We start from the raw sequence: 25,662 nt of genomic DNA, 5'->3' as shown, positions 1-25,662 counted from the left end.
TTTTTAATCTAACCCTTCCATTTCTGCATCATAAAACAATCCTGCAGCTTCAATTAAGCTTTCTAACTCATTAGCTAAATCTTGTTCATTTTCATTTGATAAATCTTCAAACCATTCAACTTCATCGTCTTTTAAATTAATTAAAAAACGAGGATATTCAGTATGCAAAACGAAAATATCTTCTGGGTGTTTACTATTATCTGCTAATAAAAATTTAGGTAAGTTCATAGTGTTTTGTTTTAATAAGTTTGATAGTTAATTTGTTAAATCGTATAAATAATAAGATTGACGCTGTAGTTAATCCTGCTAGTAATCCTAACCAAATACCAAAGCTACCATACATATCTTTTGCTCCAAAGAAAAAGCTAATCGGAAAACCAACTATCCAATACGATATAAAAGTTATTAATGTAGGTATTTTAACATCTTGTAAACCACGTAAAGCACCTAACATTACAACTTGTATACTATCACTAATCTGAAAAATTGCGGCAGCAATTAATAAGTTTGCTGCTATACTCATTACCTCCATATTATCTGCATAATTTTCAGCATCGCTTAAATCAACATATAAATTTGGTAATGATTTATGAAAAACAAAGAAGAAAGTAGCAAATACAACCGCTAATATTGTTCCTAAGAAAAAGATTGAAAACGCTATTCTTCGTAATTCTTTATAATTTTTTAATCCTTTTTGATTCCCCACTCTAATCATAGATGCAACACTTAATCCGGTTGCTACCATAAATGTCATAGAAGATAAATTCAATGCTATTTGATTTGCTGCTTGAGGATTTTTACCTAACAATCCACTTAACCAAATTGCTGCCGTAAAAATAGCTACTTCAAAAAACATTTGCATAGCACTTGGTGTACCTAAATTTAATATTTTTCGAATCATCAAAGTATCTAAAACAAAAAACTTAATATTGGTTACCAAGCGTTTTGATCGTTCCTTTTTACTTAACAACCACCACAGATATACTACCATTACAAACCTTGAAAGTAATGTTCCATAAGCAGCTCCTACTATTCCTAACTCTGGAAAACCAAACTTTCCATAAATAAGTAAGTAATTAAGTAGCACGTTTAACACATTAGCTATTAATGTTGCATACATAGGGTAACGTGTCATCGACATTCCATCGCTAAACTGTTTAAATGCCTGAAAAATAATCATCGGAATTAATGAAAAGGCTACCAAATCTAAATATGGAATCGCTAACTCAACTACTTCTATAGGTTGTTTCATTAAATACATTAACGGCTTCGAAAAGAAAACAGCTAAAAACAGTACAAGCCCCATCATAGTGCATAAAAAAAGTCCATGCTTAAAAGTAGATTTTGCTTGTGTAAAATTATTTGAAGAATCTGCTTCAGCAATTAAAGGTGTTATTGCAGTAGAAAAACCAATACCTAACGACATAGCAATAAACATAAAACTATTACCTAATGAAACTGCTGCTAACTCAGCAGTTCCAAGTTGCCCCACCATAATATTATCTATAAAACTCACAAAAGTATGCCCCAACATACCCAACATCACTGGAGTAGCAAGTTTTAAATTATATTTAAACTCAGATGTATATTGTTGTAAATTCAATTTCTATCCATTTTTCAAGCTGCGAAGATAAGTTTTTTAAAGGTGCTCCAACTTTATCTTATTTATTTTTTAATTTATTTAACTACCTTTGATTTTTATTAAAACTGGAATAAAATGGCATCAATAACACTAAAAGGGAGCCCTATTGAAACAATAGGCAACCTACCTAAAATAGGAACTAAAGCAATTGATTTTTCATTAGTTGCAACTGATTTATCTATTAAAAAATTAGATAACTTTAATGGTACTAGATTAATTTTAAATATTTTCCCAAGTGTTGATACAGGTACTTGTGCTACCTCTGTTAGAGAATTCAACAAAAAAGCAGCCAATTTAGAAAACACTAAAGTTTTATGTATTTCTAGAGACTTACCTTTTGCTCAAGATCGTTTTTGTGGTGCTGAAGGTATTGAAAATGTAGTAATGTTATCTGATTTTGCTGCTGGTAGATTTGGCAAAGACTATGGATTGGAAATTGTTACAGGACCTTTAGCAGGCTTACATTCTCGCTCTATTGTTATTATTGATGAAAATGGTACTGTAACCTATACAGAACAAGTAAACGAAACTGTAGACGAACCTAATTATGAAGCTGCGTTAAAAGCTCTTTAAGAATATATGAAGAACCCGAATGACGGCTTTTTAAAGGGACGCATACGTAGTATTAAATTTGCAGTAAAGGGAATGTGGTTATTAATAACTACAGAAGATAGCATAAAGGCTCAACTTACATTTGCTTTAATTGCTGTTTTCCTAGGTTTTTACTTTAACATATCTGCAACCGAATGGATAGTTCAAGTGTTAGCTATAGGAGTTGTTTTAGTTGCTGAAGCTCTAAATACTGCCATAGAAAAAGTAGCTGATTTTATACATCCAAATTACCATAAAAAAATAGGTTTCATTAAAGATATTGCTGCTGGTGCTCCTGCATTTGCAGCTCTTGTATCGTTAATTATTGCTGGAGTAATTTACCTTCCTAAAATAATAGCTATATTGTAGCGTTCAATTTATTCCTAACAAAAATACATGGCAAAAAAAAAGACAACTGTTCAAAAAAAACAGCCAAAAACTTCTATCATTAAAAAGGCTAAAACCTTTTTTTCAAATAGACAAAACCAAACTATTCTAGGTTTTTTTCTATTACTGTTTTCTATATTTTTAACCGTTGCTTTTATTTCTTTTTTCTTCTCTTGGCAAGAAGATCAAAGCACACTTAGTCAATTTGCAGACAGAACAATTCCTACTAAAAATTTATTAGGAAAAATAGGTGCTAAACTCAGTAATTTTCTTGTATACGACGGTTTTGGTTTAGGGGCTTTTATTATACCTATAACATTGTTTTTAACAGGATCTAGAATTTTACTTCAAACCAATCTAAAAAGAATTATAACCTCTTGGAATTGGGCTATTCTTATTATGCTATGGTTTGCAATAACTCTGGGTTTTTTTGAAAAAAAACATGCCCTTTTATCAGGAGTTATCGGTTTTGAATTAAATGAATATTTACAAACTTTCATAGGTAAAACAGGGCTAGCTATTTTGCTTATTTTCTTTTTAGTTGCTTATTTAATTATACGCTTTAGTATTACTCCTGAAACAATTAGTGAAAAGGTAAAAGTTAATAAAGAGAAAAAAGCTAACGCTATAAAAGATACTCCTAAAGTTAACAGAGATGACTCTACAATTGTAAATGATACTGATGTTAACATCAATTCTGAAGAAGCTAAAACTGAAGAAGCAAAGAAAGATAAATCAGACTTTGAACTATCTCTAGAAAATTTACAACCAACCATTTCTAACTATTCTGGTGTTGATGAAACTTCAAATAACGAAAAGAAAGAAGAAATTTCTTTAGATATTACTCAAACTAACGAGCCTACGATAGATATATTAGAAGACAGTAAAAAAGAAGTAGAAGTTGCTATTGAAAAAATTGCAGAAGAAAAAAGTGTCTCTGAAAACTTATCAGATCAATTACTCAAAGATTTTGGCGAGTTTGACCCTACCTTAGAGCTAGGAAATTTTAAATTCCCTTCTTTTAACTTACTAAAAGAATACAACGAAAGCATTTCTGTTGACCCTACCGAACTTGAAGCTAAGAAAAATCAAATCGTAGAAACTTTAAAAAACTACAAAATTGGTATTGCACAAATAAAAGCAACTGTTGGCCCAACAATTACCTTATATGAAATTGTACCTGAAGCTGGAGTTCGTATTTCAAAAATTAAAAACCTAGAAGACGATATTGCTTTATCACTTTCAGCTTTAGGAATACGTATTATTGCTCCTATTCCAGGTAAAGGAACCATTGGTATTGAAGTACCTAATAAAAAAGCAACTATCGTGTCTATGCATTCGGTAATTGCTTCAAAAAAGTTTCAAGAATCACCTATGCAACTTCCTATTGCTTTAGGTAAAACTATTTCAAACGAAACCTTTGTTATCGATTTAGCTAAAATGCCTCACTTACTTATGGCAGGTGCTACAGGACAAGGTAAATCAGTAGGATTGAATGCTATTTTAACATCACTTCTATACAAAAAACATCCAGCTGAAGTAAAGTTTGTATTAGTTGATCCTAAAAAAGTAGAATTAACACTATTCAATAAAATAGAGCGTCATTACTTAGCGAAATTACCAGATGATTCTGATGCTATTATTACAGATACTACCAAAGTAGTTAACACTTTAAACTCTTTATGTATTGAAATGGATAATCGTTACGACTTGCTTAAAAATGCCATGGTTCGTAACATTAAAGAATACAACGCTAAGTTTAAGGCTCGTAAACTAAATCCTGAAAACGGACATCGCTTTTTACCTTATATTGTATTAGTAATTGACGAATTTGCTGATTTGATTATGACCGCTGGAAAAGAAGTAGAAACCCCTATTGCTCGTTTAGCTCAATTAGCACGTGCCATCGGTATTCATTTAATTGTGGCAACTCAGCGTCCATCGGTTAATGTAATTACAGGTATTATAAAAGCAAACTTCCCTTCTAGAATTGCTTTTAGAGTAACTTCAAAAATTGATTCGAGAACTATTTTAGATGCCCCAGGAGCAGACCAATTAATTGGTAGAGGTGACTTATTGTATTCTGGAGGAAATGATATTACTCGAATTCAGTGTGCTTTCGTAGATACACCTGAAGTAGAAAAAATCACCGATTTTATTGGTTCCCAACGTGCGTACCCAGAAGCTTATTTACTTCCAGAATATGTTGGCGAAGAAGGTGGCACAAATCTTGATGTTGATATTGCAGACAGAGATAAACTGTTCAAAGAAGCAGCTGAAGTTATTGTTACTGCACAACAAGGTTCGGCATCGTTATTGCAACGTAAATTGAAGTTAGGTTACAACCGAGCAGGTAGATTAATAGATCAATTAGAAGCCGCTGGTATTGTAGGTCCTTTCGAAGGTAGCAAAGCACGACAAGTACTTGTACCAGACTTAATTGCTTTAGAGCAATTATTAGAAAGTGAAAAGAATTAATAATTATAAACTATTCCGAAAGTGGAAATAAGAAAGACGATGAAAAAAATAGGATTATTATTTATTGGATTATGTATTAGCATTAGTGCTATGGGACAAACAGATTCTTCTGAAGCAAAAAAACTGTTAGATGAAGTTTCAAATAAAATGGGTACCTACAGAAACATGGTTATAGGTTTTAATTCTTCTTTAATTAACAAAGAAGCGGGTATCACAAATGACCCTCCAATAAGAGGAGAAATTACACTCTCTGGTGAAAAATATAACCTAGACTATCTTGGAAACACCTTTATTTTTGATGGAAAAAAATTAGTTGTTATTAACCAAGATGAAAAGGAGGTTAGTATTAACAATGGTAATTTAGATGAAGAAGATGGCTTTATTTACCCTTCTAAATTATTAACTTTTTACAAAGAAGGTTATAATTACCAAATGGGGGCATTAAAAAACAGTAATGGACGTAAAGTTCAGTACATAGACCTTACTCCTATTGATAGTAACTCTGATATTGTAAAAGTTCAATTAGGTATCGATGCTAAAACAAAACATATTTATAAACTTACCCAAATAGGCTCTAACGGAGCTGAAACTACTTTTACAATTACTAAATTTAAAAGCAACCAACCTATATCTGCTCAACTTTTTTCTTTTGATAGAACTAAGTATGCTAAGCAAGGATATTATATCGACTAAAAAATTACATAAAAGTTTTGTTACTGATTTGCTCAAAAATCATTAACAAAACTTTTGTGTTTATATGCCACTAACCTACTACCTTTGCATCTGTGAAAACATTAGACAGATATATATTAAAAAGCTTCTTAGTTCCTTTTTTAGCAACCTTCTTTATCATTTTGTTTGTATTAGTAATGCAAGTATTATGGTTAGCTTTTGATAATTTTGCTGGTAAAGGTATTAGCGCAGGAATTATTTTAAAATTCTTGTGGTACACAACTCTTATTGTCACCCCTCAAGCTTTACCTATTGGTGTTTTATTATCTTCTATTATGACACTGGGTAGTTTATCTGAAAATTATGAATTTGCTGCAGCAAAATCTGCAGGTGTGTCTTTACAGCGTATGGTACGCCCTATTGTTTTCTTAGCTATTTTTTTAAGTAGTATTAACTTTTTGTTTCTTAACTATGTATACCCATACGCAATGCTTAAGCAATTAAACATGAAGGTAAACATTAAAAAGAAACAACCTGCAATAGCGTTAGTTGCAGGAAGTTTTAACACTGAAATCCCTAATTTTCAAATAAAATTTAAAGAAAAGTACGGTAAAGATGATAACCTTTTAAAAGAAGTGATGATTTACGACTTATCTTCTAAAAAAGGAAACAATAAAATAATTACTGCAGAACGTGGTGAAATTCTTTCAGAAGAAGGTAGTCGTTATATGACATTGGTTTTAAAAAATGGACATTATTTTGAACATCATTTGAAAAACGGAGCTTCTTATAAAGAGCGAGAAAAAATGCCAGCTTCCTACGCAACTTTTAAAGAATATACTATTAACATTGATATCTCTTCATTTAATGATGATGGTTTGGAAGATGAAAAGTATAAAACAAATTACAATATGTTAAGTTTGGCTCAGTTAAAGGACACTTTGCCAACAATGAAACAAAATTATGATGCTTTTGTTAGTAGTAGAGCTAAAAACTTGTTTTTAAGTATTGATGTAGAAGATTTATACCAACACCCTGACTCATTAATAAACAAAAACCTTTCTCTAGACATTCTTGAAAACTTTGAATTAAAAGAAAAGCAAAATATTCTTTCGGTAGCTACCTCTAAATTAGAACGTACAATCAACAATAATAAATCCAACAAAGACATCTTAAAAAACAAACGAAAATATTTAAATTTATATGATATAGAGTTTTTTAATCGTATGGCCTTTTCTCTTTCTTGTTTATTACTTTTCTTTATTGGTGCTCCCTTAGGTTCTATTATTAGAAAAGGAGGAATGGGCTTACCTATGATTTTGGCAATTGCCATTTATGTACTATATTTTTTCTCCAATACCTTCGGAAGAAACTTAGCAGAAGAAAGCTCACTTACAGCTATTACTGGCTCTTGGCTAAGTGTATTTTTAATGCTACCTTTGGCTATTATTTTAACAGTTAGAGCTACCAAAGATAAAGGTCTTTTTGATATTAATAGCTTTTTTGCTCCAATACGAAACTTTGTAAAAAACTTATTCTCTAAAAAGAGAAAACCGCAACATAATGACAACACAAACACCAACTAATATTCAATTAAACACAATTGAAGAAGCTATTGAAGATATAAAAAACGGTAAAGTTATTATCGTAGTTGATGATGAAGATCGTGAAAATGAAGGTGACTTTTTAGCAGCTGCAGAAAAAATCACCCCAGAAATGATCAACTTTATGGCAACTCATGGTCGTGGGTTAATTTGTACCCCTCTTACTGAAACTCGTTGTAAAGAATTAGAGTTAGGAATGATGGTTAGTAACAATACCGACCCTATGGAAACTGCTTTTACTGTATCGGTTGACTTACGTGGAAATGGTGTTACTACAGGTATTTCTGCTTCTGATAGAGCTAAAACTGTACAAGCTTTAATTAATCCTAATACAAAACCTTTTGATTTAGCTAGACCAGGGCATATTTTTCCTTTAAAAGCTAAAAACGGAGGTGTATTACGTAGAACCGGTCATACAGAAGCTGCTATAGATTTTGCTCGTTTAGCTGGTTTAGAGCCTGCTGGCGTTATCGTTGAAATTATGAATGAAGACGGTACCATGGCACGCTTGCCTCAACTAATGAAAGTTGCTAAGAAATTTGATTTAAAAATTGTTTCTATTGAAGATTTAGTTGCTTATAGAATGGAGCACGACTCGTTAATTGAAAAGAAAGAAGATTTTAACATTCAAACTCGTTTTGGTGATTTCCGCCTTCGTGCATATAAACAAACTACTAATAACCAAGTACACATTGCCCTAACCAAAGGTACTTGGAGTAAAAATGAGCCTATTTTAACTCGTGTTAATTCTACTTTGGTTAACAATGATATCTTAGGAACCTTAACCAATAATGCTGACAAAAAATTAGATCAAATGTTCAAAGTTATTAATGATGAAGGTAGAGGCGCTATATTATTTATTAACCAACAAATGCAAGCATTAAACCTTTTAAATAGACTTCGCATTTTAAAAGAGAACCAAGCAAAAGGTGAAATGAAAGCTCCTAATGTAGTCATGGACAACAAAGACTTTGGTATTGGTGCACAAATTTTACACGATTTACACATTCATAAACTACGTTTGGTTTCTAATACTAAACAAACTAAACGTGTAGGTATGATTGGTTACGGGCTAGAAATTGTTGATTATGTAAATTATTAATAAAAATTAGGAAGAACTACTGTTTCAATTTTTGAAATCGCCTCACCTAAAGGTGTGTCTGACTTTCGTAAATGTAAGGCCATGTGGTTTACACCGGCGTCTTCGTAAGCTTTTAGTAATTCAGTTAAATGATTAATACCAACTGAACCACCAAAACGATGTGGTTTAAACATAGTATTATCATCTTGTAACAGATTTAAATGAAATGCCGAAATATAAGGTTTGCAGGCTTGATCTGTATCGTATAATGCTTCGCACCATCGTTTACGGTTTAAATAGGTTTCTTCAGGTGTTCTTGGATAATTAAACCAACCATTAGCATTTTTGGCAATCCACTCAAGACTTTGTCCGGAATGTCCAGCAACGACTAGCGGAATTTGATGTTTTGGCTTCGGGTATACCGCAACACCTTTATTTAAAAACGGATATATGGCCGATAAATCACTGTTGGTTTTCCAAGCTTCTTGCATAATATTTAGATGATCTCTAAACAATTTTGGTCGCTCTTGATAATCGATACCATACATTGGAAACTCAACAGGTCTATCACCCAAACCTAAGCCTAAAATAAGTCTGCTGTCACTTAGATGCTCTATCGTAGCGGTTGCTTTTGCTAGTTTTATAGGTTGATGTAATGGAGAAACTATTGCGGCTGTACCTAACAACACATTTTTAGTTGCGGCAGATAAATACCCTAAATAACTTAAGGTGTCAAATAACTGTGCGCCATCACCAAAATTAGGATCGTAAACAGGTACTTCTCTAATCCAAACTGCAGCAAAACCAGCCTTATCAATTTGTTTAACGTACTGTAAATGCTTACTGATATCTGGCACACCAAATGGTCTGCCATCTTCCTTTCGTTTTTTATCGCCTTCTAAAGACCAATCGTTATCTAAAGGAAATTCAATACCAAGCGTCATTTTACCTGGTTTGTATAGTTTATCAAAATTTTTCATAAAATTAAAAAAATTGAACTACATCAAACAGTTTAAAACTTAAATAAGTAAACATGTCTGATGTAGTTTTGTTCTTAGTCATTCCAGATACCCTCTGCTGTATACGGACCTTTTTCAACTTCCCAAAAAGTACCATCTATAAAACGATGATTTTTATCTAAAGCTTCAATACGTTTCATATCGTCTTCATTCAATTCAAAAGCAATAGTATTAAAGTTTTCTTGAAGGCGTTTTGGGTTAACCGATTTTGGTATGACCGAAACACCACGTTGTATATCCCAAGCTAAAAGTACCTGTGCTGCAGTCATGTTATTAGCAGTTGAAATATCGTTAATAGTCTTGTTTTTCAACAAATTTAAATCATCATCATCATTTGCACCAGAACCTATTGGTGCATAAGCTGTCATGTGAATGCGATGTGCTTTAGCGAATTCTAACAGTTCGTTTTGTTGTAAAAACGGATGCACTTCTACCTGAAGCATTTCTGGTAAATGTTTAGCATGATCAATAATATCTATTAAATCATTTTGGTTGAAATTACTCATCCCAATATGCTTAGCTAAGCCTTGTTCTAAAGCATCTTCCATACCTTTCCAAGTGTCTGTAAGTGGTTGGTCTTCAAGCGGAATAAATTCTTCTGCTGTTTTAGGAAACTCGACACCTTTTTTAAAGGCAATTGGCCAATGGATTAGGTATAAATCTAAATACTCTAACTGTAAATCGTTTAAGGTGTTTTGTAACGCAGGAATAACGTTTTCTCTTCCATGAGAATCGCTCCATAATTTTGAAGTAATCCATAGGTCTTCACGTGTAACAATACCTTCTTTAATGGCATCTGCGATAGCGTTTCCTACTTCTTTTTCGTTACCATATACTGATGCACAATCAATATGTCGGTAACCTATTTTAATAGCTTCGTATACCGACGTGTACACTTCGTTAGGTTCTGATCTAAAGGTACCAAGACCTAAAATTGGCATTTCGTCGTTATTTCTAAATTGTAAAGTTTTCATTGTTTTAAAGTTTTTCTTTTTTGTATAAAATCAAAGTGATTAAAAAGCCAACTATTACTAATATACTACCTACCCAAGGTGTTGCGCCAACACCAAGTGAAGATTCAATAATAAGTCCGCCAACATAGGCGCCAATTGCAATACCTACATTAAAGGCTGCTATATTTAAAGCTGATGAAACATCTTCGGTACCTGGCAAGTACTTTTCAGACATTTTTACCACATACAATTGTAATGCTGGCACGTTAGAAAAGGCTAATATGCCCATAAAAAATAGTGTAACCACTGACCATATTTGGCTAGATACTGTAAAATAAAGTATTAACAATACTATAGCTTGTAAGGCAAACATAACCATTAAGGCTTTCCCTGGTTTTTTATTAGATACTTTACCGCCTATTACATTACCTAATGCAATTGCAATACCGTAAACTAGTAATAAAATACTCGTCATATTTGCTGAAAAACCAGTAACTTCTTCTAATAAAGGAGCTAAATAGGTAAAGGTTACAAAAGTACCACCATAACCTAAAGCTGTGATAGAAAGTACCAGCAAAATAGAACGGTTTTTAAGTACTTTTAACTGATCTACAATACGAAGTGGTTTTGATGTTTTAATCGACGCTGGTACCAAAAAGTAACTTGCTACCGCACCAATAATTCCTAAGATAGCAACACCTATAAAGGTGGCACGCCATCCAAAGTTTTGTCCTATATAGGTTCCTAATGGTACACCAGTAACGATTGCTACAGTTAAACCTGCAAACATTATAGAAATGGCAGAAGCACGTTTATCTTCCGGCACTAAACTAGCTGCAATTGTTGAGCCTATTGAAAAAAACACACCATGTGCAAAACCTGTTAAGATTCTAGCTAAAATTAGTAAGATAAAACTAGGTGCAATAGCTGCCAATCCGTTACCAATTATAAATAATAGCATTATGGCTATTAGCAGTCGTTTTCTTGCAATTTGACTTGTTAATGCGGTTAATACTGGCGCACCAATTGCAACGCCAACGGCGTACAGACTTACTAATAAACCTGCAGAGGATATTGAGGTGTTTAAATCGTTTGCTACTGTTGGCAGTAAGCCAACAATAACAAATTCTGTAGTACCGATACCAAATGCACTTATGGTTAATGCCCATAATGCAGCTGGTAGGCTTTTACGTTTTGATTTTGCTTTTAAAGTTCCTATTTGCGTTTCCATTTTTAGTGTTTAGCCTTTAAAAGTTCTACAATTTTTTCTGCTACTAATTTTGCAGAAGCAGGATTTTGACCTGTTACTAAACGCTCATCTACGCTTACTTTTTCTTGCCATACAGTCGCTTTATCAACAGTTGCACCACGTTCAATAAGTTTGTTTTCTAATAAAAATGGCACAACGTTTTCCAATTTTACATTGGCTTCTTCTTCATTTGTAAATACACTTACCGTTTTACCATCGACTAAATAATTACCATTAGATAATTTAATATTTACTAAAGCCGAAGGACCATGACAAACAGCTGCTACAATACCATCATTTTCGTAAATTTTTGCAGCAATTTTTGCTAGTTTTTTATTGCTTGGGAAATCCCACATTGTTCCATGTCCACCAGCATAATAAATAGCGTCGTAATCTTTAGCTTTTACTTTTGAAGCTTTTAATGTGTTTTGAAGTTTGTTCTGAAATGTTGCATCATTCCAATATTTATTATTCACTTCATCCTTAAGATCAAAACCATCTACTGGCGGGTTTCCTCCTTTTGGACTAACTAGTGTTATCTCATAATTATTAGCTTCAAAAACCTCATAAGCATGCGTAACTTCACTTAAATAGTAGCCAGTTTCTTTTCCGGTTTTACCTAATTCTTGGTGACTAGATAGTACCATTAACACGCTTGGTTTGTTTTGTTTTTTTTGTGCTATTAATGCAGTGCTAAAAAATAAAGCAAGTATGAATGTATAAAATCTTGTTTTCATTGTTTTGTTTTTTGTTTAAATTTCTTAGACAAAATTCAATGAAAACCTTAGAATATACGAGGATGTATGTCACAATTTTAAAGTGATGTATCGCAATATAAAAATGTGATGTATATCATTTTTTAACCTTTAAAACGACTTAAAGTTTCTCTAGAAACTCCTAAGTAAGCTGCTATTAATTTTTTGGGTACGCGTTGTACTAGCTTAGGTAATTTAAATAATAGAGCATCATAACGTTCTTCAGCTGTTTGAGTTAATAAAGATAAAATTCGTTGCTGTAGGTTAATAAAACCGTAATTAGATTTAACCCTAAAAAAGTTTGCTATTGCAGGAATTTTTTCGCAGATAATTTCTCTTGATTCAAATGATAAACAGAAAAATTCTGAATCTTCAATACAATCTACTATAGTTGTCGCTAACTCTTTATGCTGAAATGCATAATAATCACTAACCCAATACTCTTCCATAGCAAATTGAAGAATATGCTCGTGCCCTTTTTCATCTATAATATATGATTTTATGAGCCCTTTAATAATCCAAAACTCACAATCTACTGGTTGTCCTGTTTGTATTAAAAACTGGTGCTTTTTAAGTTTTTTAAATTGAAAATGAGGTTTTATAATATTCCATTCCTCATCTGTAACCTTAACAATTTCTTCAAAATGCCTCCTCAGTAATTCATATTTATCTTGCATTCGACAAATTTAAATAATAATTTCAATAGAGTTTATTTACAAAAAACAACACATTAATTATATAAACAAAGTGTTTAATAACTTTTCACAGAACTTTAATATAATTTATACTAAAAAGAAAATAATTTTGTCCTTTGCAATTAACTTTATAAATTATAAAACTATGAAAACATATCCTAAACGATTTTCTCATATTGGAATTACAGTACCTGATATTAATAAAGCTGCTAAGTTTTATTCAGAAGTAATGGGCTGGTATACTATTATGCCTCCATCTCTAGTAAAAAAAGAAACTGATACAGCCATAGGGCAAATGTGTATTGATGTATTTGGTGACGATTGGGAAACCTTTGAAATTGCCCATTTAGCAACCTCTGACGGAATAGGTGTTGAGCTTTTTAGTTTTCCTCACGGCAAAAAAGAAGCTCCAAAATTTACCCCATTCAATACAGGGTTGTTTCATTTTTGCATCCAAGATCCTAATATTGAAGGCTTAATTGAAAAAATAGTTGCAGCTGGAGGAAAACAACGTATGCCTATTAGAGAATATTATCCGAACGACAAACCCTATAAAATGTGTTATGTAGAAGACCCTTTTGGAATTGTTTTCGAAATTTACACACACAGCTACGAGTTAACATATTCTTCTGGTGCTTATGCTAATGAAGAAAAGTAAAATATTTTAAAATGAAAAAAATACTCATACTATCGCTATCTATTTTCTCTCTTATTACTTGTAAAAACGAAACTAAAAGAGAAACTAAAAAACCTGAAAACAAGCAATCTATTTCAGAAAACAAATCAAACATTACAGAGATTGCTAGCTTTAAAGGGCAGCAAGTTACAGGAGTTACTGTAACTCAAGACGGTCGTGTATTTGCTAATTTTCCTAGATGGCGAGATTCAGTAAAGTATTCAGTAGTCGAAGTGTTTAAAAATGGTTCGTATAAACCTTACCCAAACGAGGTTTGGAATCTTTGGCAACTAGAGGAACACCCAAAAGAAGATCTATTTCTTGCTGTACAATCTGTTGTTGCTTTTGAAGATAAACTATACATTTTAGACACGAGAAACCCAAAGTTTAATGGTGTTGTAGATGCTCCTAGAGTGTTTATGTTCAACTTGAATACTAATATTTTAGAGCAAACGTATAAATTAGAAAAGGACAGCTATCATACCGATTCTTACATTAACGATTTACGTGTAGATAAGACCAATAACAAACTATATCTTACAGATTCTAACCACGCAGGATTAGTCGCTTTAAATTTAAACACAGGAAAAAGTACCCGTATTTTAGATAATCATAAAAGTACCATGGCTGAAGTATCTGAACTTACGTTTGACAACACAGTTTGGAAAAACGTTGTGTATTCCGATGGAATTGCGTTTGACCAAAAAAATCAACGTTTATTTTACCATGCACTTTCAGGTTATAGCTTGTACTCTATTCCAGTAAATAGTTTCAATTTAAAAGACAAATCTAAAATAGAAGCTTCTGTAAAATTTGAAGCTAAAACGTCTGCGCCAGATGGAATGATTTTTGACCAAAAAGGTAATCTTTATTATGGCGATTTAGAGCACAACAAAATTAATTATATTACTCCAAATGGTACTATTAAAACTTTAATAGAAGGTGAAAAAGTAAAATGGGCAGATACTTTTAGTATATACGATGGAGATTTGTATTATACCAATTCTAGAATTAATGAAGCCTCAGGCGATATCAGTAACCTAAATTTTACCATTAATAAAATTGCATTGCCAAAATAATGTAATATCAATACATCTTTATTAAAGCATTATCGTCTACTAAGTGAATATGAAAAATAATTCACCTATGAAAATAGACAAACATTGTAATCGTTAAAACAAAAAATCGGCTTAAGTTTTTTGAAATTTTAAGCCGATTTTTTATACTGAGACATTACTACAAAGTCCATTTGAGACATCTATACACTAAACACTTTTTTAATAAATAAAAGTATTGTAAATTATATTTATAAGTAAAAAATAAAGTTGAAATAAATGACTTTTAGATAGCAAACGCTTCTAATATTTATTAATACATTGAAAAAAATGGAAAATAATAGTTATTTAGTTGATAAACTTCAAGATAAAATGACTGTAAAATATAAAAATAATCAACGTCTTAATTATATACTTTTGTAAAGTCTATTGTTTTGTTTCGTCTTTAAATAGTATGCAACACTTTAAAAATATAGCCGCTTATTGTAAGGCAATTAATATTTCACCACCAAAGCATCCCGATTTTGACATCAGAAGCTTTAAAGACAATATGCCTACAATAGTTAGTCAAATGCCCGCTTTTAGGCATGAGTTTTATGCTATTGCTATAAAGGTTGAAGGTAGTGGCATTGCTATTACAGGTCATTTTAAAGATTTTCCAGACGGTTCTGTTATTTTTTTTAACTCGCCTTTTCAACTTATTTCCTGGGATATTATTCCAGATTGGAATGGTTATTATTTGATGTTTTCTAAAGATTTTATCGCTAAATCTAATTTTCTTCAAGATATTTTAAGTCACTTCTCGTTTTTAAAAATTGAAAAAAGCACGCCTTTTGAGGTTAGTAAAGATGATGTGACTAAAATACTGTCTGTATATAATGCTATTTACAATGAATACCACAGCGATAACGTTGACAAGTTTCAACTTATCGAATCGTATTTATTACTATTACTAAATGTGGTAAAACGGTACTTTCACAAAAACATTAGCAATACAAATGCTGCTGCCGAAATACGTAAAACCGATTTAAAAATTCTATCTCGTTTTCAATCACAAATTGAAATAAGCTTTTACCCTAACTCAATTATTTCTAATAAAACCAATCCGCACACCACACGATTTTATGCCGAATTATTAAATATTCATCCTAATCATCTAAATGCTGTAGTAAAGCTAATTACTGGTCAAACTGCAAAACAAACTATACAAAAACACGTCTTGCATTTGGCTAAATCACGTTTAATACATTCAGAAGCCAGTATTAAAGAAATTGCTTATGGTTTGCATTTCGATTCGCCAAACAGTTTTAGCAGCTTCTTTAAAAAACACACGCAAAAAACACCTGCTAGTTATCGTAAAATAGCTAATCTTTGATTTTTATACCTCTTGCTTTGATTCTGTAAATTTTTCTTCGCTGTTCTGTAGCATCTTTGTACTGTAATACAAGCACTATGAAATATTTATTAACAATTGCTACGCTTTTAACAGCAATTACAATACAAGGCAAAACAATGACATTACCAAAAGACATCGTTTTAAAGTTATTTAAAGCATCTGATGAAAGGGATTGGTCTCAAGTAGAAGACTGTTTTAACACCGAAGTTGTATTAGATTATTCCTCTATGGGAAGTCCAGCAACGACCTTAAAACCATCAGAAATTACTAGCACTTGGAAAACCATTTTACCAGGTTTTACCTACACTCATCATCAAATAAGCAACCTTACGGAAACCATAAATGGGGAAACTGCCAAAGTGTTTGCTTATGGCACGGCAACCCATTATTTAGAAGACGACAAAGGACATGTTTGGACGGTAGTTGGCACTTATAATTTAGACTTAAAACTAATAAATAAACAATGGAAAATCACTAAAATGATATTTAATTTTAAATATCAAGATGGTAACCTTTCCTTACCGCAAAAAGCTATCAATAATGTTACAGGGCATGTAAAAGAATTATCAACTTCAGAAAAAAACATCCGTACGGTTAAAGCATTCTTTAAAGCACTTGAAGATGAAAATGCAGGAACTGTAGCCAATCTTTTTGCAGAAGATGGTAAGCAAATTAATCCATACCATTCAGACCTTTTTCCTAAAGGAGCGCAAGGACAAGCAGGAATAAAAGCCTATTGGGAACCTGTTTTTCCAAATTTTGATGGAATGACATTTAACATTGAAGACATTTTTGCAATGGAAAATACTGCAATGGTATATGCAAAATACACAGGACACATAAAACTAAAACATAATGCAGGCATATACAGTAACAACTATTATTCAACTTTTAAATTCAATACTGAAGGTAAAATTACCGAATATGTCGAAATTTTCAACCCAATAGTAGCCGCAAGAGGTTTTGGCTTAATCGATAAAATCAAATAAACATGAAAATATTAACAATAGCACTTACAGCATTTATAGCAATTACTGGCTATAAAGCCATCACAAAAAACAGCCCACAAAAACTAACAAAGACAAAAGAAATAACACATAAAAAGATGAAAAAAGTAACATTTAAAAGCGATGGATTAAACTTAGTAGGGCATTTATATTACCCAGCAAATTATAGAGAAGGAAACACGTATCCTGCAGTAGTCGTTTCAGGAAGTTGGACAACCGTTAAAGAACAAATGGCTGGTTTATATGCTCAAAAACTAGCGGAAAAAGGATTAATTACATTAGCTTTTGATTTTAGAAATTATGGTGAAAGTGAAGGTGAACCACGTTTTTACGAAAGCCCAAATCTTAAGAAAGAAGATATAAAAAATGCAGTCTCTTTTTTAGAAAGTTTAAAAGAAGTAGATAATTCAAAAATTGGTGCATTTGGTGTTTGCGCAGGTGCAATGTATACCTTAATAGCTTCTTCAGAAGACAACCGCATTAAATCTGTAGTCACTACAGCATCTTGGTTACACGATGCAGAAGCTGTAAAATTATTTTATGGAGGTAAAGAAGGTGTGCAGGCAAAAATTAAGGCAGCACAACAGGCAAAAAAAATGTATGGAGAAACAGGGGAAGTAGCTTATATTCCAACCATTTCAAAAACAGACTCAACTGCCGCAATGTACGGACCATACGATTATTATTTAAATAAAGATCGTGGTGCTGTAAAACAATGGAGTAACGATAAATTTGCTGTAGCAAGTTGGGAAGATTGGTTAACAGTAGATCCAATGCCAACTGCAAAAAAATTAAATAAACCTGTATTAATGATACATTCAGACGGTGCTGTGCTACCAGCATATACCAAAAAATATTTTAATAACATTGCAGCAACCGACAAAGAATTGTATTGGATGGATACAGAGTTAGAATCACCATTTCATCAATTCGCATACTACGACCAAGATGCCGAAGTTATTGAAGCTGTAAAAAAAGCAAGTAACTGGTTTGTTAATAAAATGTAAAAAAGAAATAGGTTATAATAGTGATTTAAATCACTATTATAATTTTAAGTTAAAAAATTGTATGTACAACTAATTACATATAACTTTGTCTCATAATTTTAATAAAAAAATGAGTACACCTTTAAAGTCTTTTCAGGAATGCTGTTTGTATTTTACTACAAACACTCTATCAAGGTATATAGGTAAACTAGCAGAAGATGCCTTCAGAGTTACTAGTCTAGCACCATCTTATGCTCATTTAATGTTATTAATAATTGATGAACCTAATTTAAGTCAAAACGAATTAAGTAAGCGTATAAATGTAAAAGCATCTACAATGACTCGTTTTATAGATAAATTAGTTCTGATGCAATTAGTAGAACGAACTCACGAAGGTAGAAACACACTTATTATTCCTACTGAAAAAGGTAAGAACCTAAAACCTTCATTAGACGAAGCACTGGGTAACTTATATAAAGCTTACTGTAATTTATTAGGAGAAGAATTTGCTGTAAAACTAACTGCTGACATGCATTTAGCTAATACAAAACTTAACGAAGTAGAATAAAAGTCTATCAATACTTTGATAAATGAAAGACTCTAAATTAAATTGTATGTACAACTAATTTAAATACTAATGAATACAAAAACTATAGAGTATGAACAACTAATGCATACTTTTCGAAATAGAAAATTTACTAAAAATGATATTAAAAGCTTTGTTTACAAAATATTTTCTATGTATGAACGGGCTACTTGTAATAACGAACATGTACCTGCAGAAGCTTTCAATAAATTAATTGCAGATGATATTTTCGTAGACTTTCCAGCTTACAAAAATATACATTCAAAATCTGAATTTTTGGAATGGCATAGATGGATACATGATTTACTCATTTCTGATGATCATGACATCGAAAAAATAGATGTAAGTTACCTTAGTAACGGTAAGTATATGGCTCAATTTATTGTACACTGGCGGGCTCTTTTTAAAGACAACACTTACTCTGATCTCCGTGTAGATCAACAATGGATAATGCGAGAAGATACCAATGAACCATTACCTATTATAGAACGCTATTTGGTAACTGACGCCACAAATTTTAAACAAAAATGAAAACATTAATGATTTTAGCGCATCCAAATCTTAAAGATTCGGTAGCCAATAAACATATATCAACAGAAATTGCTGCACAATTTAATCATTTTGAGATCAGTGATATCTTCAACCAATATCCCGATTTTAAAATAGATGTAGAAGCCGAACAAGCCAAACTACTTGCTGCAGATACGATTATTTTTCAATTTCCATTTTTTTGGTACAATATGCCAGCCATTTTAAAACAATGGTTTGATGAAGTGTTTAGTTTCAACTTTGCATATGGTTCAAAGGGTGATAAATTAAGAGGTAAAAACTTTTTGTTAAGCATTACCGTTGGCGGACCAGAAGAGGCATACACGCCAATAGGTTACAATCATTTTGCCATAGAAGAACTAATCAGACCTTTACAACAAACGGCATATTTAAGTCAAATGAATTATCTAAAACCGGTTTACACACATGGTTTAACTTATGTTCCGGGTGTGTATAATACCAAAGAGGTTGTTTTGCAACGTGCCGATAATCATATTAAAAAATTAGCTGCTGTTTTAGAGGGAATAACCAATACTAGTGCAGAAGTGCGTATTGAGCGCTTTGTAAAAGATTGGTTTGCCAAATTTGATGTTTTGGCAGATGCATCTTCATTTACGCCTTATATAAATAACGATACGAAATTTCAATTTGTTGAGGGAGAATTTACTGGTATTAAAGGGTTTGAAACTTGGTACACCAACATTAAAAATATCTTAAAACCCAATAATGAACATCGTATTGAGTCCATAATCATTCAAGAAGAAAACAATGCTTTTGATGTGTATTTAACAATTAAGCTAAAAGCAGAAAAAGTATCTAGTGAATTATTACAGCTCAATGTTAAAGAACATTGGAAGCTAGTCCTAACAACTAATGGTCAAATACAAATTAAAGAATATATAGTAAACGAATTATAAAAATGAAAAAAGTAATTATAGTTGGTGCAACAGGCATCATTGGTTCAAAAGTACAAGATATTTTATGTAAAGATTATGAAATTATTACTATTAATCGTACAAGTGGCGATTATAAATTAGACATGGCAAATGCAGAAGCAGTAGATACTACGCTTAAAAGCATTGGTGGTTTTGATGCACTAATAGCAACAAGCGGTTATGGTAAATGGGGAAACATAGACGAACATAGTATTCAAGATTTTCACGATGGTTTGCAAAGTAAGTTAATGGGGCAAATAAACTTAGTTATGCTGGGTAGAAAGTATGCCAATCCAGGTGCGACTTTTGTATTATCTTCTGGTATCTTAGCACAACAACCAATGGTTGGTGGTTTATCTTTAAGCGTTATCAATGCAGGTGTAGAAGCGTTTGTAAAAGCAGCTACCGTAGAAAGCAAAGAATTTAAAATTAATGCGGTAAGCCCATCTTTTGCAAAAGAAACTATGCAACAAATGGGAATGGATTCTACCTATGGTGTACCAGCAATTGAGTTTGCCAAATTGTATAAACAAGCCATAGAAGATGATAAAACAGGTATAATCTATCACATAAACCAATAAACATATTAGTATGAAAAAAAAACAGTTTTTAATGGTCATTTTTACAGCCTTAATGCTGTTAAATTGCACCCAAAATCAAACAAAATCTTTAGAAAAAAAAGAAATTAAAACCATGGAACAAACAGCTACAGGTTTACCACAGCTCCATCAAGCTATTATAGATAATGATGAAATTAAAGTACACGAACTAATTGCCAATGGTGCCGATGTTAATCAATTAGATAGTCGTATGGGTAATGCTCCATTACATATTGCTTCGCAGACCGATAATCCAAAAATGATTGATATTTTAATTAAAAACGGTGCTTTTGTAAACCAAATTACACCACGTGCTGGGCACTCACCTTTAATGGTTGCTGCTTGGTACAGTAAAGGTGAAAATATAAAAGCTCTTTTAAAAGCAAAAGATATTAATATTTATGTAAAAAGCCCTAACGGTGGCATTATGGCTAGAGATATGATTGGTGGCTGGGATTCTTCTCCAAACGATAATGACCAGAAGAGGTATGATTCTCTTCGCAAGATAATTGATGATTATGAGGTGGATTTGAAAGAAAAAATAGCTGAGCAAAAAATATATCAGGTAGTAATAAACAAACAGCTAACCGAAGACCAAAAGCTTGAAAAAGTAACTGCTTTAATAGCAGCAGGAGAGCCTGTAAATACTGAATCGTATATAACAGGAACAGGTAACGATAAACATTCTCCGCTATTAGTAGCTTCTAGGAATAATTATCCTAAACTTGTTAATGTATTACTGAATGCTGGTGCAAACATTGGTCAGCGTGGTTACCCAATGAATGCAATTGCGTTTCATAAAGGTGGTTATAAAGGCAATCCAGAAGTTTTAGAGTTATTGGTAGCGCACAAAGACGCCCAAAAATATATAGACGATCAAGGATTGAATAATGGCTACACACCTTTGCATGATGCTATTTGGCACAACAATCCAAAAGCGGCACAAGTGCTAATAGATGCAGGAGCGCGGTTAGATCTAAAAACTTATGAAAGCGATACGCCTTTAGATTTAGCGAAACGTTATAACTATACTGAAATAATTAAGGTTATTGAAGCAAAATAGAAATAAACTTAAGACAAAAGTCATTAAGTTTATTTACTCTTTAACGAACCATTAACTACTATATTATTTATTTGTAACACGATTGATGTTACCTTTGGAGTTTACATATAATCTATGAATTTTAAGCATATAATACTTTACCTTCTTGGCATTAGTTTATTACTTTTTGGTAATCGTAATTTATGGGATAAGTGGCAAGAATCTCGAGAAAAATATAAACGAGAAAAAGCACTTGCTACTGTTAATGACAATGTTGAAAAACGTTTTGAAACTCAAAAAATCACCTACGACACCATTACAAAAACATGGAAAAATTCTAATTTTTATTTTCAAACAATAAATTTAGGAAATGTAAACTTCAAAGCTTTACGAAAAAAAGGACGAACAACTATAGAATTGGATGGAGATGAAAATGCCTCAAGTAGCCAGTAAAGCCTATATTACACAAACCCGGTTTCTATTTCATTGTCATATTAAAATTAAAATTCCTGCAAATTATCCAGAAACTTTGTTAGAGGATTGTTTCTCTTTATTAGAAACAGTAGATAGCACCTACAATTCGTATCAAAAAGGTTCTTATTTTAATCAAATTAATACCAATGCAGGTTATTGGGTTACGGTTGATAATGTTACAATTAATTTACTAAAGCAAACCATAAAAATAGCAGAAATAACAAATGGAAGTTATGATATTTCTGCTATGCCCTTAATACGTTTATGGGGATTTTATAAGGAAAAACCTACTCAACCCCCTACAGAAACAGCCATAGTAAGATGTTTAAAACAAGTAAATTATAAAAACATTCAAATACATGGTAATCATGTAAAAATAGCACCACAACAAGAGTTAATTACGGGATCGTTTATAAAAGCCTATGCTGTAGATCAACTTGTAGCCTTTTTAAAAAACAAAGGTGTTACAGATGCTATTATAAATGCTGGTGGTAGTACTATTTATGGCTTATCAGATAACACACACCCACAATGGTATATTAAAATACCACATCCTAATTTAGATAATAACTTTAAACGCTTGTCGATACAAAATACTTGCTTTTCATTATCATCTACTCAAACTCAGTTTTTAGAAATTAATGGTAAAAAATATAGTCATATTATAAATGCACAAACCGGATTTCCCTCGCAAAACTTACAAGTTGGTTTATGTTCAAAATCGGCATGTTTAGGCGATATGATTTCTACAGCCTTATTTGGGGCAGACATATCTCAATTTAAAACTATAGTGTCTCAACTTCAAAAAGTATTTGATTTTGAAGTCTATATTATAGACCACCAAATGCAACTACATTCGCAATATTTTAAACCCTTTTTAAGCTTATGATGCATATTCCATCATTAAAATCGAAAACAAAATCAAAAACAATAAAAACACTTGCTACTCCAAAATACTTATATATGCCTTTACAAGCTTACCGAGGTAGTTTGAAGCCGTTGGTAGGTATAGGTGACAATATTTTGAAACATCAAAAAATCGCTAGTTCCGAAGGTATTTTTGCGTCATCAATACATGCACCAGTATCAGGCACTGTGATAGACATAATAAGCAATGATGGTTCATCTTATATTAAAATTGAAAATAATTTTAGGGAAGAAGAAGTTTCTAAAAAACCAATTAATATTGAAGCTTTAACAAAGGAACAAATTCTTACGTTTATAAAAGAATATGGTATTGAAGGTAGTGGTGGCGCGCGTTTTCCTTCTGCAACAAAATATCAAACCAATACGCAATCTATATCGTATTTTTTAATTAATGGTGCCGAGTGCGAACCTTATTTGAGTGCAGATTATGCGGTTATGCAACAAGACGCAGAAGCATTAATTAAAGCCATTAAAGTTGTACAAAAAGTAATTAAAGCTAAACACATTATTTTTGGTATTGAAAAACAACACAAAGAATTAAAATCTCATTTGCAAAATGTAGCCTCTAGATTAGGCATTACAATTCAAGTAAAATTATTACCTAACACTTATCCTCAAGGTGGTGAATTACAGCTTATAAAATCATTAACTAAAAAAGAAATACCAAAAGGTAGTATTCCTGCAAATCATGGTATTATGGTTAATAATGTTGGTACTTTATGGGCATTGTACCAAGCATTTTATAAACAACAACCTTATACCGAACGTATTGTTACAATTTCTGGTGAGAAGGCTATAAACCATGGTAATTATAGAGTAGCTATTGGTACACCTTTAAATCATATTTTAGAAACATTAGGTCAACCATGGGATAACGATATGCAAACGGTTATTTTGGGAGGTCCCATGATGGGAAAGGCTGTACACCATCCAGAAACACCTATAAACAAAGGTAGTGGAGGCTTATTGACTATGCCAAACCCTAAGAACAAACGTTATAACTGTATCCAATGCGGATATTGTACCGATGTTTGTCCGCAGCGTTTAATGCCAATGGAGTTTGCGCGTCATGCTGCAAATAAAGATACTCAAAAGTTAAACGATTTTAACTTAATGGACTGTATAGAATGTGGTGCTTGTGCGTATATATGTCCTAGTGATGTGCCTTTAATGCAAAGTATTTTTTCTGGTAAAACCTTAATACAACAAGCATGAGTTTAAACCCATATATAAAACCAAAATTTGGTAGTACTTCTGCTGTGATGTTAGATGTTATTATTGCATTATTACCTTTATCCATTATTAGTATCATTGCGTTTGGTATGCTTGCTTTAAGCTTACTGTTAGTGGCCACAGGAACTGCTTTATTAACAGAACTTGTTTGCGCGTTCTTATACACAAAAAATTATAAAAGTATTTTAGATGGCTCTGCTATTGTAACTGCTTTGTTAATGTGTTTTACAATTTCGCCAATAACACCTTGGTATATCGTTGCTTTTGGTGCTGCTGCTGCGATTATTTTTGGTAAAGTAGTTTGGGGCGGATTAGGAAAAAATAGATTTAATCCTGCATTAGTAGGACGAGAATTTATGACTACTTTCTATCCTGTAATTATGACCTCGGCAAGTATTTGGGCAACCAAAAGCTTTGTTAACACACCAAGTATTAACTTATTCTCGGGTTTAGAACATCCATTTTTGTCTCAATATTTAAACCAACTAGTTTATAATACTAGTGGAGCTATGGGAGAATATTCAATATTGGCTATTAGCTTAGGTGGACTATATTTATTATTTAAAAATAGAATATCTTGGCATATTCCGCTAGCGTTATTAGCTGTATTTTTTCTTGGGTTTTGGTTAATAGATGGTGGTGAAAATTATCACTTTTCTTTAGCAGGCGTATTATTAGGTACTATTTTTATGGCTACCGATATGCCTTCTAGCCCTACCAATACCAATGGTAAACTGTATTACGGCGCTATGATTGGACTTGTAGCTTTTTTATTGCTTTTAGGCAACGTTAGTTACGAGTATATGTCTTTTTCAATTTTAATCCTTAATGGGTTTTCATACTTAATTTCACAAGCATTTAAACCTAAAGTTTGGGGTAAAAGCATAAATAGAAAAATACAAATAGAACAGCTGTTTTTTCTTACGCTAGCTATTATAGGTGTTACTTTATCTGTTATTACCCTTAACTATTATCATTTAACCGCTTACGTTGTATATCTATACATTATATATATTATTTTAAAATTTAATTTTTCATTTAGTAAAAAAATATTCAATCCAATACAGTAGT

At 32.1% G+C, this 25,662-nt stretch carries 27 protein-coding genes; 20 read left to right on the top strand and 7 right to left on the bottom strand.

Translation table 11 applies throughout. The features are described from left to right. Nucleotides 1–3: 3 nt before the first annotated feature. Together D6200_RS00805 and D6200_RS00800 are read right to left on the bottom strand one after the other, a co-directional pair. The gene (locus D6200_RS00805) at nt 4–228 is read right to left on the bottom strand and encodes a hypothetical protein (protein WP_073181286.1); all 225 of its coding nucleotides are present in this window, start codon (nt 226–228) and stop codon (nt 4–6) included. Further along, a complete protein-coding gene (locus tag D6200_RS00800; RefSeq protein ID WP_073181288.1) occupies nt 215–1,603 on the bottom strand; it encodes an MATE family efflux transporter in 1,389 nt (462 codons plus the stop codon). The genes D6200_RS00805 and D6200_RS00800 overlap by 14 nt, the downstream gene beginning before the upstream one ends. A 114-nt stretch (nt 1,604–1,717) precedes the next feature. On the opposite strand from D6200_RS00800, the gene tpx reads away from it, so the two are divergent. From tpx to ribB, 6 genes are all read left to right on the top strand, one after another. After that, nucleotides 1,718–2,215 (top strand): thiol peroxidase, encoded by a 498-nt coding sequence (tpx, locus tag D6200_RS00795; protein WP_047789290.1) that lies wholly within the window; start codon nt 1,718–1,720, stop codon nt 2,213–2,215. A gap of 6 nt (nt 2,216–2,221) precedes the next feature. Then, a complete protein-coding gene (locus D6200_RS00790) occupies nt 2,222–2,602 on the top strand; it encodes a diacylglycerol kinase family protein (RefSeq protein ID WP_047789291.1) in 381 nt (126 codons plus the stop codon). Nucleotides 2,603–2,629: 27 nt separating this feature from the next. Further along, nucleotides 2,630–5,098 carry a DNA translocase FtsK gene (locus D6200_RS00785; protein ID WP_047789292.1) on the top strand — a complete coding sequence of 823 codons (2,469 nt, stop codon included), beginning with the start codon at nt 2,630–2,632 and terminating at the stop codon, nt 5,096–5,098. A gap of 39 nt (nt 5,099–5,137) precedes the next feature. Continuing rightward, nucleotides 5,138–5,791 carry a LolA family protein gene (locus D6200_RS00780; RefSeq protein WP_047789293.1) on the top strand — a complete coding sequence of 218 codons (654 nt, stop codon included), beginning with the start codon at nt 5,138–5,140 and terminating at the stop codon, nt 5,789–5,791. Between the two features lie 92 nt (nt 5,792–5,883). Beyond that, nucleotides 5,884–7,356, top strand: a complete 1,473-nt coding sequence (locus D6200_RS00775; RefSeq protein WP_073181290.1) for an LptF/LptG family permease — start codon at nt 5,884–5,886, stop codon at nt 7,354–7,356. After that, on the top strand, nt 7,334–8,476 hold the full coding sequence (gene ribB, locus D6200_RS00770; protein ID WP_073181292.1) for a 3,4-dihydroxy-2-butanone-4-phosphate synthase: 1,143 nt from the start codon (nt 7,334–7,336) through the stop codon (nt 8,474–8,476). The genes D6200_RS00775 and ribB overlap by 23 nt, the downstream gene beginning before the upstream one ends. Here the strand turns inward: ribB and D6200_RS00765 are convergent. The 5 genes from D6200_RS00765 to D6200_RS00745 all read right to left on the bottom strand — a co-directional run bounded on the left by D6200_RS00765 (nt 8,473) and on the right by D6200_RS00745 (nt 13,108). Next, on the bottom strand, nt 8,473–9,435 hold the full coding sequence (locus D6200_RS00765) for a TIGR03571 family LLM class oxidoreductase (RefSeq protein WP_073181294.1): 963 nt from the start codon (nt 9,433–9,435) through the stop codon (nt 8,473–8,475). The genes ribB and D6200_RS00765 overlap by 4 nt on opposite strands. A 74-nt stretch (nt 9,436–9,509) precedes the next feature. After that, nucleotides 9,510–10,448, bottom strand: a complete 939-nt coding sequence (locus D6200_RS00760; protein WP_073181297.1) for an aldo/keto reductase — start codon at nt 10,446–10,448, stop codon at nt 9,510–9,512. Nucleotides 10,449–10,452: 4 nt separating this feature from the next. Next, complete coding sequence (locus tag D6200_RS00755) at nt 10,453–11,658, bottom strand: MFS transporter (protein ID WP_083574745.1); 1,206 nt, start codon at nt 11,656–11,658, stop codon at nt 10,453–10,455. 2 nt (nt 11,659–11,660) lie between these two features. After that, nucleotides 11,661–12,413: a type 1 glutamine amidotransferase domain-containing protein gene (locus tag D6200_RS00750; RefSeq protein WP_083574746.1), complete on the bottom strand. Its 753-nt coding sequence runs from the start codon at nt 12,411–12,413 to the stop codon at nt 11,661–11,663. A 122-nt stretch (nt 12,414–12,535) separates the two neighbouring features. Beyond that, nucleotides 12,536–13,108, bottom strand: coding sequence for a Crp/Fnr family transcriptional regulator (locus tag D6200_RS00745; protein WP_073181299.1), 573 nt, complete (start codon nt 13,106–13,108; stop codon nt 12,536–12,538). A gap of 163 nt (nt 13,109–13,271) precedes the next feature. Here D6200_RS00745 and D6200_RS00740 point away from each other — a divergent pair, with 163 nt between their 5' ends. The 14 genes from D6200_RS00740 to D6200_RS00675 all read left to right on the top strand — a co-directional run bounded on the left by D6200_RS00740 (nt 13,272) and on the right by D6200_RS00675 (nt 25,661). Continuing rightward, nucleotides 13,272–13,784: a VOC family protein gene (locus D6200_RS00740; RefSeq protein WP_073181301.1), complete on the top strand. Its 513-nt coding sequence runs from the start codon at nt 13,272–13,274 to the stop codon at nt 13,782–13,784. A gap of 11 nt (nt 13,785–13,795) precedes the next feature. Further along, nucleotides 13,796–14,881, top strand: coding sequence for an L-dopachrome tautomerase-related protein (locus D6200_RS00735; RefSeq protein WP_073181303.1), 1,086 nt, complete (start codon nt 13,796–13,798; stop codon nt 14,879–14,881). 430 nt (nt 14,882–15,311) lie between these two features. Next, a complete protein-coding gene (locus D6200_RS00730) occupies nt 15,312–16,232 on the top strand; it encodes a helix-turn-helix domain-containing protein (RefSeq protein WP_073181305.1) in 921 nt (306 codons plus the stop codon). A gap of 77 nt (nt 16,233–16,309) precedes the next feature. Beyond that, nucleotides 16,310–17,242, top strand: coding sequence for a nuclear transport factor 2 family protein (locus D6200_RS15235; protein ID WP_083574747.1), 933 nt, complete (start codon nt 16,310–16,312; stop codon nt 17,240–17,242). Between the two features lie 2 nt (nt 17,243–17,244). Further along, nucleotides 17,245–18,267: an alpha/beta hydrolase gene (locus tag D6200_RS00720; RefSeq protein ID WP_073181307.1), complete on the top strand. Its 1,023-nt coding sequence runs from the start codon at nt 17,245–17,247 to the stop codon at nt 18,265–18,267. 109 nt (nt 18,268–18,376) lie between these two features. After that, nucleotides 18,377–18,814, top strand: coding sequence for a MarR family transcriptional regulator (locus tag D6200_RS00715; RefSeq protein ID WP_073181308.1), 438 nt, complete (start codon nt 18,377–18,379; stop codon nt 18,812–18,814). 69 nt (nt 18,815–18,883) lie between these two features. Continuing rightward, a complete protein-coding gene (locus D6200_RS00710) occupies nt 18,884–19,363 on the top strand; it encodes a hypothetical protein (protein WP_125064357.1) in 480 nt (159 codons plus the stop codon). After that, a complete protein-coding gene (locus D6200_RS00705; protein ID WP_073181309.1) occupies nt 19,360–20,298 on the top strand; it encodes an NAD(P)H-dependent oxidoreductase in 939 nt (312 codons plus the stop codon). Before D6200_RS00710 ends, D6200_RS00705 begins: the two co-directional genes overlap by 4 nt. A gap of 2 nt (nt 20,299–20,300) precedes the next feature. Further along, entirely contained in the window at nt 20,301–20,897 is a 597-nt protein-coding gene (locus D6200_RS00700; RefSeq protein ID WP_073181310.1) for a short chain dehydrogenase, read from the top strand. A gap of 10 nt (nt 20,898–20,907) precedes the next feature. Beyond that, a complete protein-coding gene (locus D6200_RS00695) occupies nt 20,908–21,978 on the top strand; it encodes an ankyrin repeat domain-containing protein (RefSeq protein ID WP_073181311.1) in 1,071 nt (356 codons plus the stop codon). A gap of 114 nt (nt 21,979–22,092) precedes the next feature. Beyond that, nucleotides 22,093–22,410: a hypothetical protein gene (locus D6200_RS00690; protein ID WP_073181312.1), complete on the top strand. Its 318-nt coding sequence runs from the start codon at nt 22,093–22,095 to the stop codon at nt 22,408–22,410. Further along, nucleotides 22,385–23,320, top strand: coding sequence for an FAD:protein FMN transferase (locus D6200_RS00685; RefSeq protein ID WP_159432104.1), 936 nt, complete (start codon nt 22,385–22,387; stop codon nt 23,318–23,320). The genes D6200_RS00690 and D6200_RS00685 overlap by 26 nt, the downstream gene beginning before the upstream one ends. After that, nucleotides 23,317–24,573: an electron transport complex subunit RsxC gene (rsxC, locus tag D6200_RS00680; protein ID WP_073181313.1), complete on the top strand. Its 1,257-nt coding sequence runs from the start codon at nt 23,317–23,319 to the stop codon at nt 24,571–24,573. Before D6200_RS00685 ends, rsxC begins: the two co-directional genes overlap by 4 nt. Further along, the gene (locus D6200_RS00675; protein WP_073181314.1) at nt 24,570–25,661 is read left to right on the top strand and encodes an RnfABCDGE type electron transport complex subunit D; all 1,092 of its coding nucleotides are present in this window, start codon (nt 24,570–24,572) and stop codon (nt 25,659–25,661) included. Before rsxC ends, D6200_RS00675 begins: the two co-directional genes overlap by 4 nt. Nucleotide 25,662 lies beyond the last annotated feature (1 nt).

Origin of the sequence: Tenacibaculum mesophilum (assembly GCF_003867075.1) — a bacterium.
GTDB classification, from domain to species: Bacteria; Bacteroidota; Bacteroidia; order Flavobacteriales; family Flavobacteriaceae; genus Polaribacter; species Polaribacter mesophilus.
This window is presented reverse-complemented; position numbering and strand designations above follow the sequence as displayed.

Coding starts and splice junctions, on each gene's coding strand:
- D6200_RS00805 (WP_073181286.1), bottom strand. CDS start 228: ATGAACTTACCTAAATTTTTATTAGCAGATAATAGTAAACACCCAGAA.
- tpx (WP_047789290.1), top strand. CDS start 1,718: ATGGCATCAATAACACTAAAAGGGAGCCCTATTGAAACAATAGGCAAC.
- D6200_RS00790 (WP_047789291.1), top strand. CDS start 2,222: ATGAAGAACCCGAATGACGGCTTTTTAAAGGGACGCATACGTAGTATT.
- D6200_RS00785 (WP_047789292.1), top strand. CDS start 2,630: ATGGCAAAAAAAAAGACAACTGTTCAAAAAAAACAGCCAAAAACTTCT.
- D6200_RS00780 (WP_047789293.1), top strand. CDS start 5,138: ATGAAAAAAATAGGATTATTATTTATTGGATTATGTATTAGCATTAGT.
- ribB (WP_073181292.1), top strand. CDS start 7,334: ATGACAACACAAACACCAACTAATATTCAATTAAACACAATTGAAGAA.
- D6200_RS00765 (WP_073181294.1), bottom strand. CDS start 9,435: ATGAAAAATTTTGATAAACTATACAAACCAGGTAAAATGACGCTTGGT.
- D6200_RS00760 (WP_073181297.1), bottom strand. CDS start 10,448: ATGAAAACTTTACAATTTAGAAATAACGACGAAATGCCAATTTTAGGT.
- D6200_RS00755 (WP_083574745.1), bottom strand. CDS start 11,658: ATGGAAACGCAAATAGGAACTTTAAAAGCAAAATCAAAACGTAAAAGC.
- D6200_RS00750 (WP_083574746.1), bottom strand. CDS start 12,413: ATGAAAACAAGATTTTATACATTCATACTTGCTTTATTTTTTAGCACT.
- D6200_RS00745 (WP_073181299.1), bottom strand. CDS start 13,108: ATGCAAGATAAATATGAATTACTGAGGAGGCATTTTGAAGAAATTGTT.
- D6200_RS00740 (WP_073181301.1), top strand. CDS start 13,272: ATGAAAACATATCCTAAACGATTTTCTCATATTGGAATTACAGTACCT.
- D6200_RS00735 (WP_073181303.1), top strand. CDS start 13,796: ATGAAAAAAATACTCATACTATCGCTATCTATTTTCTCTCTTATTACT.
- D6200_RS00730 (WP_073181305.1), top strand. CDS start 15,312: ATGCAACACTTTAAAAATATAGCCGCTTATTGTAAGGCAATTAATATT.
- D6200_RS15235 (WP_083574747.1), top strand. CDS start 16,310: ATGAAATATTTATTAACAATTGCTACGCTTTTAACAGCAATTACAATA.
- D6200_RS00720 (WP_073181307.1), top strand. CDS start 17,245: ATGAAAATATTAACAATAGCACTTACAGCATTTATAGCAATTACTGGC.
- D6200_RS00715 (WP_073181308.1), top strand. CDS start 18,377: ATGAGTACACCTTTAAAGTCTTTTCAGGAATGCTGTTTGTATTTTACT.
- D6200_RS00710 (WP_125064357.1), top strand. CDS start 18,884: ATGAATACAAAAACTATAGAGTATGAACAACTAATGCATACTTTTCGA.
- D6200_RS00705 (WP_073181309.1), top strand. CDS start 19,360: ATGAAAACATTAATGATTTTAGCGCATCCAAATCTTAAAGATTCGGTA.
- D6200_RS00700 (WP_073181310.1), top strand. CDS start 20,301: ATGAAAAAAGTAATTATAGTTGGTGCAACAGGCATCATTGGTTCAAAA.
- D6200_RS00695 (WP_073181311.1), top strand. CDS start 20,908: ATGAAAAAAAAACAGTTTTTAATGGTCATTTTTACAGCCTTAATGCTG.
- D6200_RS00690 (WP_073181312.1), top strand. CDS start 22,093: ATGAATTTTAAGCATATAATACTTTACCTTCTTGGCATTAGTTTATTA.
- D6200_RS00685 (WP_159432104.1), top strand. CDS start 22,385: ATGAAAATGCCTCAAGTAGCCAGTAAAGCCTATATTACACAAACCCGG.
- rsxC (WP_073181313.1), top strand. CDS start 23,317: ATGATGCATATTCCATCATTAAAATCGAAAACAAAATCAAAAACAATA.
- D6200_RS00675 (WP_073181314.1), top strand. CDS start 24,570: ATGAGTTTAAACCCATATATAAAACCAAAATTTGGTAGTACTTCTGCT.